The sequence below is a fragment of the Rhizobium leguminosarum bv. viciae genome, from assembly GCF_012276115.1.
Lineage (GTDB): Bacteria > Pseudomonadota > Alphaproteobacteria > Rhizobiales > Rhizobiaceae > Rhizobium > Rhizobium leguminosarum_T.
The window spans coordinates 95,491-111,737 of record NZ_WIEU01000017.1 but is presented as its reverse complement, the minus strand read 5'-3'; the positions used below and the strand labels follow the sequence as shown (position 1 = coordinate 111,737).

At 62.0% G+C, this 16,247-nt stretch carries 15 protein-coding genes; 11 read left to right on the top strand and 4 right to left on the bottom strand.

Translation table 11 applies throughout. From position 1 onward, the window contains the following. Window positions 1–28 precede the first annotated feature (28 nt). Window positions 29–394 carry a hypothetical protein gene (locus GFM02_RS25470; protein ID WP_020049120.1) on the bottom strand — a complete coding sequence of 122 codons (366 nt, stop codon included), beginning with the start codon at window positions 392–394 and terminating at the stop codon, window positions 29–31. A gap of 404 nt (window positions 395–798) precedes the next feature. On the opposite strand from GFM02_RS25470, the gene GFM02_RS25465 reads away from it, so the two are divergent. The 5 genes from GFM02_RS25465 (at window position 799) to GFM02_RS25445 (ending at window position 5,535) form a co-directional block, all read left to right on the top strand. Further along, the gene (locus GFM02_RS25465; protein WP_168323145.1) at window positions 799–3,180 is read left to right on the top strand and encodes a methyl-accepting chemotaxis protein; all 2,382 of its coding nucleotides are present in this window, start codon (window positions 799–801) and stop codon (window positions 3,178–3,180) included. A 156-nt stretch (window positions 3,181–3,336) separates the two neighbouring features. Then, window positions 3,337–3,900 (top strand): AAA family ATPase, encoded by a 564-nt coding sequence (locus GFM02_RS25460; protein ID WP_168323144.1) that lies wholly within the window; start codon window positions 3,337–3,339, stop codon window positions 3,898–3,900. After that, complete coding sequence (locus GFM02_RS25455) at window positions 3,875–4,345, top strand: GNAT family N-acetyltransferase (protein ID WP_168323143.1); 471 nt, start codon at window positions 3,875–3,877, stop codon at window positions 4,343–4,345. Before GFM02_RS25460 ends, GFM02_RS25455 begins: the two co-directional genes overlap by 26 nt. A gap of 74 nt (window positions 4,346–4,419) precedes the next feature. Further along, window positions 4,420–4,914: an AAA family ATPase gene (locus GFM02_RS25450; protein ID WP_168323142.1), complete on the top strand. Its 495-nt coding sequence runs from the start codon at window positions 4,420–4,422 to the stop codon at window positions 4,912–4,914. Window positions 4,915–4,959: 45 nt separating this feature from the next. Further along, the gene (locus GFM02_RS25445) at window positions 4,960–5,535 is read left to right on the top strand and encodes a histidine phosphatase family protein (RefSeq protein WP_168272693.1); all 576 of its coding nucleotides are present in this window, start codon (window positions 4,960–4,962) and stop codon (window positions 5,533–5,535) included. Window positions 5,536–5,606: 71 nt separating this feature from the next. Here GFM02_RS25445 and GFM02_RS25440 read toward each other — a convergent pair whose 3' ends face one another. After that, on the bottom strand, window positions 5,607–6,074 hold the full coding sequence (locus tag GFM02_RS25440; RefSeq protein ID WP_168272692.1) for a cupin domain-containing protein: 468 nt from the start codon (window positions 6,072–6,074) through the stop codon (window positions 5,607–5,609). A 418-nt stretch (window positions 6,075–6,492) separates the two neighbouring features. Here GFM02_RS25440 and GFM02_RS25435 point away from each other — a divergent pair, with 418 nt between their 5' ends. Beyond that, window positions 6,493–7,311, top strand: coding sequence for a sugar phosphate isomerase/epimerase family protein (locus GFM02_RS25435; RefSeq protein ID WP_168272691.1), 819 nt, complete (start codon window positions 6,493–6,495; stop codon window positions 7,309–7,311). A 99-nt stretch (window positions 7,312–7,410) separates the two neighbouring features. Here GFM02_RS25435 and GFM02_RS25430 read toward each other — a convergent pair whose 3' ends face one another. Continuing rightward, on the bottom strand, window positions 7,411–8,454 hold the full coding sequence (locus GFM02_RS25430) for a zinc-dependent alcohol dehydrogenase family protein (protein WP_168323141.1): 1,044 nt from the start codon (window positions 8,452–8,454) through the stop codon (window positions 7,411–7,413). Window positions 8,455–8,701: 247 nt separating this feature from the next. Here GFM02_RS25430 and GFM02_RS25425 point away from each other — a divergent pair, with 247 nt between their 5' ends. Continuing rightward, window positions 8,702–9,589, top strand: coding sequence for a branched-chain amino acid aminotransferase (locus GFM02_RS25425; protein WP_168323140.1), 888 nt, complete (start codon window positions 8,702–8,704; stop codon window positions 9,587–9,589). A 207-nt stretch (window positions 9,590–9,796) separates the two neighbouring features. Here the strand turns inward: GFM02_RS25425 and GFM02_RS25420 are convergent, their stop codons facing one another. Further along, the gene (locus tag GFM02_RS25420; RefSeq protein WP_168306777.1) at window positions 9,797–10,699 is read right to left on the bottom strand and encodes a LysR family transcriptional regulator; all 903 of its coding nucleotides are present in this window, start codon (window positions 10,697–10,699) and stop codon (window positions 9,797–9,799) included. Window positions 10,700–10,835: 136 nt separating this feature from the next. On the opposite strand from GFM02_RS25420, the gene GFM02_RS25415 reads away from it, so the two are divergent. From GFM02_RS25415 to nadE, 4 genes are all read left to right on the top strand, one after another. Beyond that, window positions 10,836–12,122 (top strand): HlyD family secretion protein, encoded by a 1,287-nt coding sequence (locus tag GFM02_RS25415; RefSeq protein WP_168323139.1) that lies wholly within the window; start codon window positions 10,836–10,838, stop codon window positions 12,120–12,122. 119 nt (window positions 12,123–12,241) lie between these two features. Then, window positions 12,242–13,861, top strand: coding sequence for an MDR family MFS transporter (locus tag GFM02_RS25410; RefSeq protein ID WP_168323138.1), 1,620 nt, complete (start codon window positions 12,242–12,244; stop codon window positions 13,859–13,861). Window positions 13,862–13,892: 31 nt separating this feature from the next. Beyond that, window positions 13,893–15,098, top strand: a complete 1,206-nt coding sequence (locus GFM02_RS25405; protein ID WP_168323137.1) for an adenylate/guanylate cyclase domain-containing protein — start codon at window positions 13,893–13,895, stop codon at window positions 15,096–15,098. 313 nt (window positions 15,099–15,411) lie between these two features. Further along, the gene (gene nadE, locus GFM02_RS25400; RefSeq protein ID WP_168323136.1) at window positions 15,412–16,245 is read left to right on the top strand and encodes an ammonia-dependent NAD(+) synthetase; all 834 of its coding nucleotides are present in this window, start codon (window positions 15,412–15,414) and stop codon (window positions 16,243–16,245) included. Window positions 16,246–16,247: the final 2 nt, after the last annotated feature.

Sequence of the window (16,247 nt, the reverse complement as noted above, 5' to 3'; positions counted from 1 at the left end):
GGTATCGAACACCGCCGGAATATCCTCTTCATTCCGAGTTCGCCGCAACGGGTGCAAAGCGTCCCTTGAGAGATTGTTCCAGTTCGTCATCTTGCCAGCGATCGGGGTAGGGCACTTCCCAAGTTAACCGCCGCAAGGTCTGTAGACTGAGCCCGCTATATCCCAATTGCTCGAGGCGAAGCAGGAGTAGACCAGGATCCGTCTGGACCATCAATCGCGCCGAGCCACTGACTTGACGTAAGACGCTGAGCATTGCTGCATATGACCTGAATCCAAACGAGGCAGCCAGTGCTTCATCGGCATGCGATGACCTGATATTGGCGTACTGCTTTCGCAATGCAGTTTTCAGCGCAGTGATATTGGAGGGAGCAAACTTAATTGTAGCGTGTAACATCCGACGATCCGTTGTCTTGGTCGAAGTCCGCCGATTACGCATCGACCTTTATGAACACGGTCGTCTTCAATGGAGAAATCGCCCTTCAACCCGGCAGCAGGTTCGGAGAGGCACCCAGAACCGAATCATAGCAACCGATTCGTAGAGCATCAAGTAAAAGTGTTTGAACTCAAGACTCTGGAGGTCGCGGGGAGGGCGCAGGTAAGCCGTAAACAGCTGCCCAGTCATAAGGAAAGCTGGCGTAATACACCGTAAATTAACAGCCCCTCCGTACTTTCTCTAAATTGCGAACGATTTCCGCGACGTGCAGGCACGTCTTGAAATCAGTTCTCGGTCAGGGGGAAGCCGGGACGGAATAGATCGGTGCGCGATCGACGACCTGCCCGCTCGAGGAGGTTAAGCGCATGCAGTTCAAATCGGCGACCGGACGCAACATTTTTTCAGTGGCGGCCTGCGGCGTTATCGCGACGATCGCGGCATCGGGCGTTCTTTTTTACATCGCCTACAACGATATGCGCAAATCGAGCCTCGACGAGATGCTCCAGATCGCTGCTGCCAATGCGCTCAACGTCGAGAAATCCATGAGCGTAGCGCTCGGCATCGTCAATGCGTTGGAAACGTCGCTGTCGACGATGAAGGATGGCGGAAACGCCAATCGTGCGGCTGCCGACGACCTGCTGAAGAACATGCTGCAGGATAATCCGATGGCGCTCGGTGTTTGGACCGGCTGGGAACCGAATGCCTTTGACGGCAAGGACAAGGATTTCGTCGGCAAGGAAGGCCACGACACGACCGGTCGTTACGTGCCCTACTGGGTGCGCAGTGGCGACAAGATTCAGCACACGCCGCTAGTCGACTATGCCGTATCGGGCGCCGGCGATTACTACCAGCTGCCCTTTACCCAGAAAAAGGCCGTGGTCATCGAACCTTATGTTTACGCGGTCGACGGCAAGGACGTGCTGATGACCTCGGTCGCCAAGCCGATCATGGTCGAGGGCAAGGCGCTCGGCGTCGCCGGCTTGGATATTTCGCTCGCCGACGCCAACAAGGCGATCTCGGCAGTCCACCCGATGGAGACCGGCTATCTCAGCCTGGTGACGGGCGCCGGCAGCATCATCAGCCATCCCTCCGCCGAGTTCGCAGGCAAGAATATCAAGGACGGCGGTGATCTCACAGCCGGCTGGGATCAGTTGATCGCCAAGCCCGGCGTCGCGCAGGAGATCGCAGGCCGGGACGGCCAGACCTATTTCTCGGTCGCCTATCCGGTAAAGCTGACGACTGACCTGAACTGGTACGCCGTCGTCTCGGTGCCCAAATCCACCGTCTTTGCCCAGCTCAACAACATGGCCTGGAGTGCCGTTGCGATCACCGCCATCGCTGCTCTCCTGCTCGGTCTTTCAGGCTGGCTCATCGCCCGCAAATTCATCCGCCGCATTGAGGGCGTGATCGCCGAGACCGATCGCATCGCCCATGGCCAGCTCGACGTGCAATTGAGCGACAGACGTGCCAAGGACGAAATCGGCGACCTCTCGCGTTCCCTCGCCATCCTGCTGGAAAGCAATCGCCAGAAGATCAAGCTCGAGGCCGATGCGGAAAGCTCCCGGTCCCGCGAAGAGATCGAACGGCAGGAGCGTTCCGTCCATCATGCCGCCCGTGAGGATTCGATCAAGTTCGCGGTGAGCGAACTCGGCAACGGACTGGCCGGCCTTTCCAATGGAGACATGACCGTCCGGCTGGAAAAGCCGTTTTCCGATTCGCTTGACGAAATCCGCGTCGATTTCAATGCGTCTGTCGAAAAGCTCCAGGCAGCGCTGATTTCCTTCTCCGAAAACGCCGCCGTCATCCAGGCCGGTTCGGAAGAAATCCGCTCGGGCGCCGACGATCTCGCCCGCCGCACCGAACAGCAGGCCGCTTCCGTCGAGGAGACCGCCGCCGCGCTCGAGCAGATCACCACCTCGGTCAAGGACTCTACCCTTCGCGCCGAGGAAGCGGGCGCGCTCGTCAGCCGCACCAAGGAAGGTGCGGAAAAGTCCGGAGAGGTCGTGCGCAATGCCGTCGACGCCATGACCGGCATCGAGCAGTCCTCGCAGTCGATCTCCAACATCATCGGCGTGATCGACGATATTGCCTTCCAGACCAACCTGCTGGCCCTCAATGCAGGCGTTGAGGCAGCACGCGCAGGGGAGGCCGGCAAGGGCTTCGCCGTCGTCGCACAGGAAGTGCGTGAACTGGCGCAACGCTCGGCGACGGCCGCCAAGGAGATCAAGGCGCTGATCACCTCGTCCGGCGACCAAGTCAAGCGTGGCGTCGATCTCGTCGGCCAGACCGGCAAGGCGCTGCAGGCGATCGTTGCCGAAGTCCAGCAGATCAACAGCAATGTCCAGGCGGTCGTCCATGCCGCCCGAGAACAGTCGACGGGTCTCCTGGAGATCAACACGGCGGTCAACCAGATGGACCAGTCGACCCAGAAGAACGCCGCAATGGTCGAGGAATCGAACGCCGCCTCGCACACGCTGGTGACGGAAGTGTCTGCCCTTTCGGAGCGTCTGGCGCAGTTCAATCTCGGCCAGGCGGCCAACGCGGCTCCTGCCGCCAGGACGACTGCCAGGCCGTTGGCGCGCCCGGTCGCGGCGACGCTTGCGGCGCGCAGACCGGTCCGCGCTTCGGCCACCGACCATGCCAGGCCCGCTCCGTCACCGGCGCGTGCACTCGGCGGCAAGCTCGCAGCCGCCTTCGGCACCTCAGCCGCACCGGCGTCGACCGAGGGCAACTGGGAAGAGTTCTAGACACTCCACACGCGTCCTCGACGGCGGCAGACATTGTTTTCCTCCAGCGGACAGGGCTGCAAGGATAGGACGCGCTCAATTTTGATTTGAAAGCATTCAATATCTCGCGCTAAGGTCACACAAACCAGCATCAGCGCAAAGTCCTCGGAGTTGCCGGTGACGTTTCCCGATCCGCCAATCGCCTTTGACCGCATGCTCATCATGGGCAATGGCGGCGCAGGCAAAACATGGCTCGCCAGTCGTATCGGTGAGCAGCTTCACCATCCTGTTGTCCACCTTGACGACATGCATTGGGAGCCGGGGCGCTACGGCGTCGCTCGCGACAGAGCGTTGCGGGATGAGATGGTCAAGACAGCGGCCGAGCGCGATGTCTGGGTCATGGAGGGCGTTTACGGGCAGCTGGCGAACATGGTCCTCAGCCGCACGACGATCCTGGTCTGGATTGATCTGCCGGAGGAGGAATGCAGCGCCAACATCCAGGAGCGAGGCATCCAGGGCGGCGAGTCCCAAACCCAGTTCGATTGCCTTTTGAATTGGGTGGCCGAATACAGAAGTAGAACGAACAACTGGAATTCCTTCGAGACGCACGCGCGATTGTTCTCGGTCTTTTCCCGTCCGAAGTTTCAGTTATCGAGCCGTGAGGCAGTCACCGATTTTGCCGACCGGTTGTCCACCAGCATCGACGAGGCCGCGGATGAAAGAGCCCATATTTCCGAATGACGAGGGCAAAGAGGCCTGGATGGTCGTCCAGGTGTCTGCGGATGAACACTGGAACGCCTACCACGACATCCGCCGTGCTGTTCTTTTCGAGGCCCGCGGGTTGATTGGTTATGATGCGAACCATCCCGATGATCGAAGGGATCGGCATTTCCCTTTGCTTCTTCTGCTTGAAAATGCGCCGGCCGGTGCGGCTCGCCTCGATCTGATGGACGATGCGGCGGCGTGTGTGCGAACCGTCGCGATCAGGGCGGAATGCCAGGGAAAAGGGTACGGTCGGATGCTCATGACCGGTCTCGAAAAATTCGCATCACAACACGGGGTCGAGAGATTGCTTGTGAATGCGGCGCGAGACGCCGTGGGATTCTACGGCGCGCTCGGGTGGACCGTCGTTGAAGCCGGTGGTGAAAACCCGGTGCTGACTAAGGAATTGCGAACCGGGCCTTAATAGTGAAGTATTGCGCTGGCCGCGAGCTGCTCTGACGTTCTTGTGGAGCTTCTCCAATCAACGCGGAGGTCCCGATGCTCATTATCTTTGGCGGTCTGCCTGGCAGTGGAAAGACGACGATTGCCCGCGCTTTGGCTGAGCGGTTGAATGCGGTCCATGTGCGCGTCGATACCATCGAGCAGGCAATCCGTGCCTCCGGGATAGCCGATGATGCCGGGCCTGCCGGCTATATCGCGGCTTACGGTATCGCCGGAGACAATCTGACCCTCGGCAGGACCGTTATCGCCGATTCCGTCAACCCGCTCCGGATAACCCGGTCAGCGTGGCTTTCGGTCGCCCAAGCGGCTGGGGTGGCGGCGGCGGAGGTCGAGGTCGTTTGCTCGGATAAAGCCGAGCACCGCAAGCGCGCTGAAACGCGCCTCACCGACGTCGAAGGTCTGGTGAAGCCGACATGGCAAGAGATTTCCGAAAGAGCCTATGACGAATGGCACGATGCAATCCTCATCGATACGGCTTCGAAAACGGTGGAAGCGGCTGTTGACGAACTGGTCGACCGACTGAGAAGGTAATTACACCAACCTCCCGCTAATCAACGACGAACCTGTATCGGAATCATGGAATCTCGGATCGTTCTCGTTCGTCACAGTATCCCTTCCATTGAAGGGGATACGCCGTCTATCGACTGGAGCCTAAGTACGGCTGGTAAGGCAGCTGCGATCGAGCTGGCAAAATACCTCTCCGGCTTCCGCGTAAAGGAAATACACAGCAGTCCTGAAAAGAAAGCGCATCAAACCGCTGCCTTGATTGCTGATCGTCTGGCTCTGCCCGTTTGTCTTGATCCCGACTTGCGGGAACACGGCCGATCCAGGGTAGGATATATTGCGCGAACTGATTTTGAAGCAGGCATCACCAGACTGTTGGAGCATCCTCACCAACTCACGTTTGGCGACGAAAGCGCAGATGCGGTTTTCAATAGAATGGACCAAGCCGTGGCCCGAGCGAGAAGAGCCCAACCGAGCGGCGACTTAATGATCGTTACACATGGCACTGCCATGTCGATCTACGCTGCTCGGGTTCTCAGGGTCAATCCGCTGGCGTTCTGGCGAAGTCTTTCCATGCCGACTGCCATTGTGCTGAATGGCAACGAAATGAAGGTTATCGATGTACCGGACACTCCGGCGGACCGATGACCGATTAGGCAACCGCCCAAACATAGCCGGTGTCGTTGACGCTCGCTTCCGTCCGCGGTGCCTATGCTCCGCTAAGCCGCGAGGATGGTGATCCCGTAGGCGTTGGCGGCCGCCGTCATGCGGGCGATGGTCTCCGTCGAAGGGCTGGCCTTTGGGGGCTCGGTCGTACCTTCCGCTTCGATGAATTCGGCCATGTCCCGGTCGACCACCGCGGAAAAGACCACGGGGACGGCTCCGCGGTTGGAATAGCCGTGCACCATGAAGGGCGGGATGGTGACGATGTCGCCGGCGCTGGCTTCGATCTCTTCGGGGCCGCTGTCGCTTAGGCGCCAGATCGTCAGGCGTCCCTCGATGATGCGGAACACTTCGGGGCTCGCATGCGCATGTTTCGGCGTCCGGCTGCCTGATGGCACGGTGACGTCGAAGAGATTGAGCCAGGTTCCGCTGATTCTAAGCCGCCGCTCGACCCGGTCGCCGAGGACGAAAAAGCGCTTGGGCTCGTTGCTCGCAGGCATTTTCACAAATGAGTTGGACATCATGTCTCTTTCTTTTTCTTACGGGCTTTTTCTTGCGGGCGCAGCCGTTAGACCTTTGCAACGCCTTTGACAACCCGCCCTGTTGTTGGGGGTAACATCGCCGAGCGCTTTCAAGGAAGCGCGCTACATCAGCCGAAGCGATGAACAAACGGCTCCGTTGCCAGGGTTCAGCGCCGCTCGCGCGCCACTGCGTCACGAGACTGTCGGGACCGATATTGGTACTTCGTGGCGTTTCCGCAAGGCCCGCCAATGCCGCATCAGCTATGCGGAAATGACTGAGGCCGGAGGAGTTCGAAAGGCTCGGCGCCTGTAATACCGCCGACACAGAAGGGGCGCATAGAACGCGGCGGCCGTTCTTGGGGCCGTCCTTCCACGCCGTCCCGGCATTCACATTGATCATTCACATTGATGGAGCGCATCCATGTCCTCTCTTCCCGTCGTCGGCGCCGCCATGACGCTCGATGAAGTCGAACTTCACCGTGATTGGCTCTTCGAAAAGTCCCGCGATCTCGAATTGCAGAGCTTCATCGATGCCGAGGTTCTGAACGGCGACTGGGCGCCGCTTGCCGCCCGCACCAGGCGGCTTCTCGACGGTCATGGCGGCCGCCTCGGCATTCACGGCCCGTTCTGGGGCTTCACCATCGCCTCGGAAGATCCCGATATCCGCGCCATCGTCTCCCGGCGCCTGCTGCAGGGCCTCGATGTCTGCGCCGCCATCGGCGCGACCCATATGGTCATCCACAGCCCTTATACGTCCTGGTCCTACAACAATCTCGATGACAATGCCGGCGCCCGCGAAGCCTTGCTCGAGCGCACGCACATGACCCTGCGCGACGCCGTCAGGCGCGCCGAGGATATCGGCTGCACCATGGTCATCGAGAACATCGAGGACAAGGATCCGCACATTCGCGTGGCGCTTGCCGAGAGCTTCAACTCGCCCGCCGTCGCCGTCTCGATCGACACCGGCCACGCCCATTTTGCCCATGGCTATACCGGTGCTCCGCCGGTCGATTATTACGTCAAGGCCGCCGGCAATAGCCTCCAGCATGTCCACCTGCAGGATGCCGACGGATATGCCGACCGCCACTGGAGCCTCGGCGAAGGCACGATCCGCTGGCATGCGGTCTTCGCGGCCCTTGCCAAGCTCGAAAGCAATCCGCGCCTCATCATCGAGATCAAGGACAAGTCGAAGATCCCGGCGTCTGCTGCGTATCTCGCCTCGATCGGGCTGGCTCAATAAGGTCCTGGCTCCCTCTTCTCCCCGCTGGGGAGAGGAGACCTGTTGCAGCGCCTTGCTCCCTCACCTTTGCTCGCCACAGGAGGGGAGGGTGGAGCTCCCTCATGAAAACCGGGTAATCACGCTGATCCCCGTGGCCTCAGCCTTGTCGAGCGCAATCAGCGCCGGCACGGCCTCCTCGAGACTGATGCGGCGTCCGATCAGCTTCTGCGGCGCGATCTTTCCGGCCGAAAGCATCGACAGCATGGCATCGTAGCGCCAGGCCTGCATGCCGTGGCTGCCGTAGATTTCCAGCTCGTGGCCGATCACCTGCGCCATCGGAATCGACGGCGTCGCATGCTCGCCGAGCATCAGTCCCACCTGCACGTGCCGCCCGCGCCTACGCAGGTTCTTGATCGAGTTGAAGCAGGTGACGGGATGGCCGAGCGCGTCGATCGAGACATGCGCGCCGCCCTTGGTGATCTCGCGCACCGCCTCGGCAACGTCGGCGACGCCGGAGGCATTGACCGTCGCCACCGCCCCGCACTCCCGCGCAAAGGCGAGTTTCTCTTCCGAAATATCGATGCCGATCGCATTCGCTCCCAGCGCGGTGGCAATCATGATCGCCGACAGGCCGACACCGCCGCAGCCATGCACGGCGATCCATTCGCCGGGCCCGGTGCGCGCCTGGTCGGCGACGGCGCGAAACGAGGTGGCGAAGCGGCAGCCGAGGCTCGCCGCCGTCGCATCGTCGATCGTATCGGGCAGGTGCACCAGATTGGTATCGGCATAATCGATCGCCACAAATTCGGCAAACGAGCCCCAATGGGTGAAACCCGGCTGGAACTGGTTCGGGCAGACCTGCTGGTTGCCGGAATGGCACTCTCCGCAATGGCCGCAGCCGGAAACGAAGGGCACAGTCACCCGATCGCCCACCTTGAAGCGCATCACGCCGCGGCCGGTGGCGACGATCCGCCCGGCAAGCTCGTGTCCCGGCACATGTGGCAGGCGAATGTCGGGATCGTGCCCCATCCAGCCGTGCCAGTCGCTGCGGCAGAGCCCGCTGGCGCCGACGGATATGACGACACCGTCCTCTGTCGGTGTCGGATCGGGCAGGGTACGGATTTCGGGCGCCTGTTCGAAGGCTTCGTAGAACATGGCTTTCATCGGCGTTTTCCTTGCTGCTCATCCGCTGTTCCACCCATCATCGCATGCGGCAGGCAGCCATTCCAACATTCCATTCCATCATTTTTGCTGATGCACCCATCGATGAAGCTGCCATCGCTGCGCACGAATATTGCGGCCTGGCGCCATTCCTCGGCATTTTCTTGCTTCCGTGTTTCCGCTCGGGATTTGTCCTTGACCCGGCTTGCCGCGGCGGTTTTTCCTTCTCCGGCTTCAGGAGAAAACCATCATGGCCGTCGATACATCACCCCGTTCAACCACTTGGACTCATGTCGACGGGGAGTGGCTCCCCGGCAATCCGCCGCTGATCGGGCCGACCTCGCATGCCATGTGGCTCGGCTCCACGGTCTTCGACGGCGCCCGCTGGTTCGATGGCATCGCACCGGATCTCGACCTGCACTGCCAGCGCATCAACCGCTCGGCGCTCGCCATGGGCCTGAAGCCGGTGAAATCAGCCGAGGAGATTGTGGCGCTTGCCTGGGAAGGCGTCGCGAAATTCGATGGCGCCACACCGATCTACATCAAGCCGATGTATTGGGGCGAGCACGGTTCGCCGGGCAGCGTCGTCTCGGTCGATGGGGACTCGACCCGCTTCGCGCTCTGCCTGTTCGAGGCGCCGATGGGCGGCCATGGCGGCACCAGCCTCACCGTCTCGCCCTATCGCCGCCCGTCGCCGGAAACGGCGATGACCGAGGCGAAGACCGGCTCGCTCTATCCAAACAGCGGCCGCATGATCGCCGAGGCGCGCAGCCGCGGTTTCGACAACGCGCTGGTGCGCGACCTGAACGGCAACGTCGTCGAGACCGCTTCATCGAACGTCTTCATGGTCAGGGACGGCGTGGTGATGACGCCGGCCGCCAACCGCACCTTCCTCGCCGGTATCACCCGTGCCCGCGTCATTGGCCTGCTGCGCAAGGCCGGTTTCGACGTGCTCGAAGCAACGCTCTCTGTCGAGGATTTCATGCAAGCCGACGAGATCTTCACCACCGGCAACTACTCCAAAGTCGTCGGCGTCATCCGTCTCGACGACCGCGATCTCCAGGAAGGCCCGGTCACCCGCAAGGCGCTGGAACTCTACATGGACTGGGCCTTCGGCAGAAGCGAGAGGGATGAGTGAGGGTGAGGAGCGGTTCGGCGAAGCCGAAGCAATCGATCCAGTGAATCGATTGCCGCGACGAACGCCCGGAGCGCAAGCGCAGGGCCGGGGCGTTCCCCGGCAGAATCGAGATCCGCGTCACCCCCTCTGCCCTGCCGGGCAGAGGGGGTGCCAGCCACACCCGAGCCCATTCGCAAAAAATGTGAGAGCAGGCCTACCCCCGCACCCTCACGTCATCCACTTCCGATGCTCCGCAAATCTCTCCGCCAAGAGATCGATGAACAGCCGCACCTTCGTCGGCAGATGGCTGCGGTTGGGATAGACGGCGTTGATGTTGAATTCCACCGGCCGGTAGTCCGGCATCATCTTCACCAGCCGCCCTTCGGCGATGTCGTCGAATACCACGAAACTCGGCGCCAGGAAGATGCCCCGCCCGGCCAGCGTCAGGAAGCGCAGCATCTCGGCGCTGTTGGAGACGACATTGCCGCTGATCTTGACGCTCTCCTTTTTGCCCTCGCCATCCTCGAAGCGCCATTCGTCGCCATAGGGGTAATAGGCATACTGCAGGCAATTGTGATCGGCGACCTCGGCCGGCGTCTTCGGCATCGGATGGCTCTCGAAATAGGCCGGCGAGCAGACGAGCATATGGCGCCAGGGCGTCAGCTTGCGGGCGACGAGCGATGAATCCGGCGGCAGTACGGTGCGCATCACCAGGTCGTAGCCATCCTCGATCATGTCGACCATCCGCTCGCCGACGCTGAAATCGAGTGAGATCGATGGATAGAGCTCCATAAATTCGCTGACGACAGGCAACAGGAAACGCACGATGGCGCTGCTGGTATAGACCTTCAGCGTGCCGCGCGGCGTCGTGCTCAGCGCGCCGGCCGTCCGGTCCGCCTCATCGAGTTCGGCCAGGATCTGCGACGAGCGCTCATAATAATATTTGCCGGTTTCCGTCAGGCTGACCTTGCGCGTCGTGCGGTTGAGCAGCCGCACGCCGAGCCGGTCCTCCAGCGATTGCACGTGATTGCCGACCATGGTGACGGACATGTTGAGCCGGCGCGCGGCGGCGGAAAACCCGCCGCATTCCACCACGCGGCCAAACACCATGAGGCTGGTTAGTCGATCCATATTGCCCTCGGATTATCCGCTGAGAGTTGATGATCCTTCCCGATTTAAGCAGATTATCAAAATGAATGTCAGGGTGCATTTTCCTTCGCATCGAACAGGGCCTCTCACAGAGGAGGCAGGGTGAAGGAGAATGACGATGGTCGAGTTGCCCCGCAAAGACGTTTTCGAAAGTGCGAGGGAGGCTGAGCAGATCCTAGCCGAGGAAGCCGCTAGGGCGCCGGCCGCCGAGGCGCCCTCCATGCCTGTCTCCGAAGCGCCGGTCACCGAAGCTTCGGTCACGGGCGCTCCCAAAAAGACTGGGCGCAGGATCGTCAAGCGCGCCGTCCTTGCCGCCGCGCTGCTTGCCGGCGTCGCTTTCGCCGGCGATTTCGGCTACCGCTACTGGACTGTCGGCCGCTTCATCGAATCCACCGACGATGCCTATGTGAAGGCCGATTACACCACTGTCGCCCCGAAGGTCGCCGGCTATATCAGCCAGGTGCTGGTCAACGACAATGATATGGTCAAGGCCGGCCAGGTTCTCGCCCGCATCGACGACCGCGACTTCCAGGCCGCACTGTCGCAGGCGAGAGCCGATGTGAAGGCAGCCGAAGCCGCCATCACCAATATCGACGCCCAGATCTCCCTGCAGCAATCGGTGATCGAGCAGGCGAGGGCGACGATCGATGCCTCGCAGGCATCGCTCGATTTTGCCGTGTCCGATGCCGCCCGCTCGGCCCGCCTGATCACCAACGGCGCCGGCACCCAGTCTCGCGCCGAACAGACCCAGTCGGCTCGCGACCAGGCCGCTGCCGCTGTCGAGCGCGACCGGGCAGCCCTCGTCACGGCTCAAAACAAGGTGCCGGTGCTGCAGACTGAGCGCGAACAGACGGTTGCCCAGCGCGACCGTGCGGCCGCCGCAGCGCAGCAGGCAGAGCTCAACCTCTCCTATACCGACATCGTCGCCGCCGTCGACGGCACGGTCGGCGCCCGGTCGATCCGGGTTGGCCAGTATGTCACCTCGGGCACGCAGCTGATGGCCGTCGTGCCGCTTCATTCAGTCTATGTCGTCGCCAATTTCAAGGAAACGCAGCTGACCTATATCAGCCCCGGCCAGTCGGTGGAGATCAAGGTCGACAGCTTTCCCGATATCTCGATCAAGGGTCATGTCGACAGCGTTTCGCCGGCAAGCGGGCTGGAATTCTCGCTGCTGCCGCCGGACAATGCCACCGGCAATTTCACCAAGATCGTCCAGCGCATCCCGGTCAAAATCGTCATCGACGACGAGGCTCTGAGCGGTCTCTTGCGCTCGGGCATGTCGGTCGAGCCTGAAATCGATACCAAGGCTGCGCAGACCCAAGCTGCCGAGACCAGGGCTAGTCGGACCAAGGCCGCCCAGACCTCTGGGACAGCCGAAGAGGGATTATCCGGCCACGCTGGATAATCCCTTCCTCTCATTCCCGAATGATCCCCGATCATTCCGAATGATCCCGATTATTCCCGAATGATCACCCGAACCCCGTCATGAGAAAATTTTCCGCAAGAGCCGGAAGGAGATAGGTCATGGCCACTCTTCAGATCGCCGCCAACAGCAATGCGCTGGCGCCTCCCGCCGCTGCAGCGCCCGCGACACCTGCCGCGATGAGCCCGCTGCGCATGTGGGCAGCCGTTGTGGGTTCGACGCTCGGCGCCTTCATGGCGGTCCTCAACATCCAGATCGTCAATGCCTCGCTTGCCGATATCCAGGGCGCGATCGGCGCCGGCACCGATGACGGCGGCTGGATTTCCACTTCCTATCTGATCGCCGAGATCGTCGTCATCCCCTTGAGCGCCTGGCTGGCGCGCGTCTTCTCGCTCCGCAACTACCTGCTCACCAACGCCATCCTCTTCCTGATCTTTTCCGTTGCCTGCGCCTTCGCGGCCAATCTGCAGCAGATGATCATCCTGCGGGCCATACAGGGCTTTTCCGGCGGCGTACTGATCCCGATGGCCTTCACCATCATCATCACGCTGCTGCCCAAGGCCAAGCAACCGGTCGGTCTTGCCCTCTTTGCCCTGTCTGCCACCTTCGCACCGGCGATCGGCCCGACGATCGGCGGTTATCTCACCGAGAACTGGGGCTGGGAACATATCTTCTATGTCAACCTGGTGCCCGGCGCGCTGATGGTCGGCCTGCTCTGGGCCTCGCTCGACCGCGCGCCGATGAACCTGAAGCTGCTTGCCAAGGGCGACTGGCCGGGCATCGTCACCATGGCGATCGGCCTGGCAGCCCTGCAGACGGTACTGGAAGAGGGCAACAAGGAAGACTGGTTCGGCTCCGATTTTATCGTCCGTCTGTCTGTTATCGCCGCCGTCTCGCTGACGCTGTTCCTGATTATCGAGCTGAAGACCGCCAATCCGCTGTTGAACCTTCGCCTGCTGGTGCGCCGCAACTTCGGCTTCGGCATCGTCGCCAATTTCCTGCTCGGCATTGCGCTTTACGGCTCCGTCTTCGTGCTGCCGATCTATCTGGCTCGCATCCAGGGCTATAATTCCGAGCAGATCGGGATGGTTCTCGCCTGGACCGGCATCCCGCAGCTGCTGCTGATCCCGCTGGTGCCGCGGCTGATGAAGCGTTTCGACGTCCGCCTGCTGATCATCGTCGGCTTTGCCCTCTTCGCCGCCTCGAACTTCATGAACGTGCACATGACCGGCGATTATGCGAGCGATCAGCTGTTCTGGCCGAACATCGTCCGTGCCATCGGCCAGGCACTCGTCTTCACCCCGCTTTCGGCGATCGCCACGTCAGGCATCGAGCAGGAGAATGCCGGCTCGGCTTCGGCACTCTTCAACATGATGCGCAATCTCGGCGGCGCCGTCGGCATCGCTTCGCTGCAGACCTTTCTATCGAAGCGCGAACAGTTCCACTCGAACATCCTGACCCACTCGGTCTCGGTCTTCGAGGAAGCCACCCGCGATCGTATCGCCAGGCTCACCGGCTATTTCATGAGCCACGGCGTCAGCGATCAGGCGCTCGCCGGCCACAAGGCCGTCGTCGCCATCGCGCTCAAAATACGCAAGCAGGCCAATATCATGGCCTTCAGCGACACCTTCTTCCTGCTCGGCGTCGCTCTGCTCGTCGCCCTGCTTGCAACCCTGCTTCTGAAAAAACCCGGTCAACTCTCCGGCGGCGGCGCTCACTAGCGCCCCGCCTCCCTTAAGGAGGAGAACAGCCATGACAACTGCGGCCTACGCTCCCGATACCGTCAGGCTCCCAACGAAGACCGCCGGCCATGCCGTCAGCGCCGCTGCGCTGCTCTCCATCATCGAGTGGCTCTCCGGCGATGAATGCCACGCGCTCGATGAAGCGGGTCTCGTCTCCGGCCTCGGCCGCAGGCTTCAGGCGCTCGGCCTGCCTATCGACCGGCTGACGCTGCATCTGATGACGCTGCATCCCGAATTCATCGGCCGCACCATCGCCTGGGCGCCGGGCGAGCCGATCGAGATCCACGACCGGGAGCACGGCGCGCGCGTCGCCATCGCCAATACGCCGCTGCGCAAGGTCATGGAGACCCGCGAACCGCTGGTCGTCGATACCGGCGAAAGCGTGCATGGCCGCTGGCAGCATATCGATGTCTTCGCCGATCGCGGCCTGATGCAGCTCGTCATCGCGCCGCTCTGCAATGTCGACGGCCCTGTCAGCGCCGCCGTCTTCGGCACGCGGCGGCCGGGCGGTTTCACCGCCCCCGAGCGTCAGGTAATCGAGCGCATCCTGCCGGCGCTGCGCAACACCAGCGAGTTGCGCATTCTGCGCCAGGTCGAACTCAGCCTGCTCGACACCTATATCGGCCCGCTGACGGCAAGCCGCATCCTGGCCGGCCGCATCCGTCGCGACGAGATCGAATCGATGGAGGCGGCACTGCTGCTCTGCGATCTGCGCGGCTTTACCGAGCTGTCGAACCGGCTGCCCGGCAGCACCGTGCTCGGTCTGCTCAATGCCTATTTCGACATGATCGTGCCGGCCATCACTCGCGAGGGCGGCGAAGTGCTGAAATTCATGGGCGACGCCGTGCTTGCCTTCTTCCCGGGTTATGATGCCGCCCATTCCTGCGGCGCGGCCCTGGCATCGGCCCGCGCCATCCTCGATGAGATCGACCATTTCCAGTACGAGGGCATCGGCGTGAAAGCCGGCATTGCCCTGCATTACGGCGAGGTCAGCTACGGCAATGTCGGCTCCGGCCGCCGCCTCGACTTCACCCTGATCGGCGGCGACGTCAATCTGGTCAGCCGCATCCAGACCGCCTGCAGCGAACTGGGGGAAGCCCTGCTGATGTCGGCGCCATTTCGCGACGAGGCCGGGGCAGGGGATGTCGTCTCTGTCGGGGCGCACAGGCTGAAGGGGTTTGCCGATGCCGTCGACCTGTTCACGATCGTGCGGTAGGTGCGCGACGCCACCCCCCTCTGCCCTGCCGGGCATCTCCCCCACAAGGAGGGAGATTGGATGGGCGCGATGGCTTCCCCAAACAACTGGCCGTCACGTGAATCGTAAATTGAGGGCGAGGCATGGCTTCTTGCCGATCTCCCCACCTGTGGGGGAGATGCCCGGCAGGGCAGAGGGGGGTGCTGCACCCGCCGAGATACCAAGCCGCCCACTTGCATAAAATGCATGGCAGGTTTGCCCAAAACGGCTTCGTCCTCCCCCATCTTTTCGCCATAGTGGCGCCGAAATTCCGTAAGCGGGGAGGAAGAGGCTTATGACTGTGCTGTTCGACGAACAAGGCGAGATCATCCGCGAACTGGGTGTTGCCGCCGATATCGACCCTGAGCGGGAGATTGAACGGCGAACTGCTTTCCTCAAGGATTATCTCGTCGCCTCGGGCATGCGCGGCTACGTCCTCGGCATCAGCGGCGGTGTCGATTCGCTGACGGCGGCGCTGCTGGCCCAAAAGGCGGTGCGCGAGCTGCGTGAAAGCGGCCATGCGGCCGAATTCATTGCCGTGCGCCTTCCCTATGCTGTCCAGGCGGACGAGGCCGATGCGGTGAAGGCGCTGGAAACGATCGGCGCCGACCGCTCGATGGTGGTCAACATCAAAGCGTCGGCGGACGCGATGCTTGCCGCCGCGCAGGACGGCGGTCTCGCCTTTGCCGATGCCGGCCGTCAGGATTTCATCCTCGGCAATATCAAGGCGCGCCAGCGCATGATCGCCCAGTTCGCCCTTGCCGGGGCGCTTGGCAGCCTCGTCATCGGCACCGATCATGCGGCCGAGGCGGTCATGGGCTTCTTCACCAAGTTCGGTGACGGCGCCGCCGATATCCTGCCGCTCGCCGGCCTCAACAAGCGCCGCGTCCGCCTGCTGGCAAAGCGGCTCGGCGCCCCGGACGAACTGGTGTTCAAGGTGCCGACCGCCGATCTCGAGGACCAGCGCCCATTGCGCCCCGACGAGGAGGCCTATGGCGTCAGCTATGACGAGATCGACGATTTCCTCGAAGGCAAGCCGGTCGGCGAGATCGCCCGCCGCCGCATCCTCGCCGCCTATCGGGCGACCGCCCACAAGCGCGCTTTGCCGGTGGCGGTCAGCGCCCTCTGAGG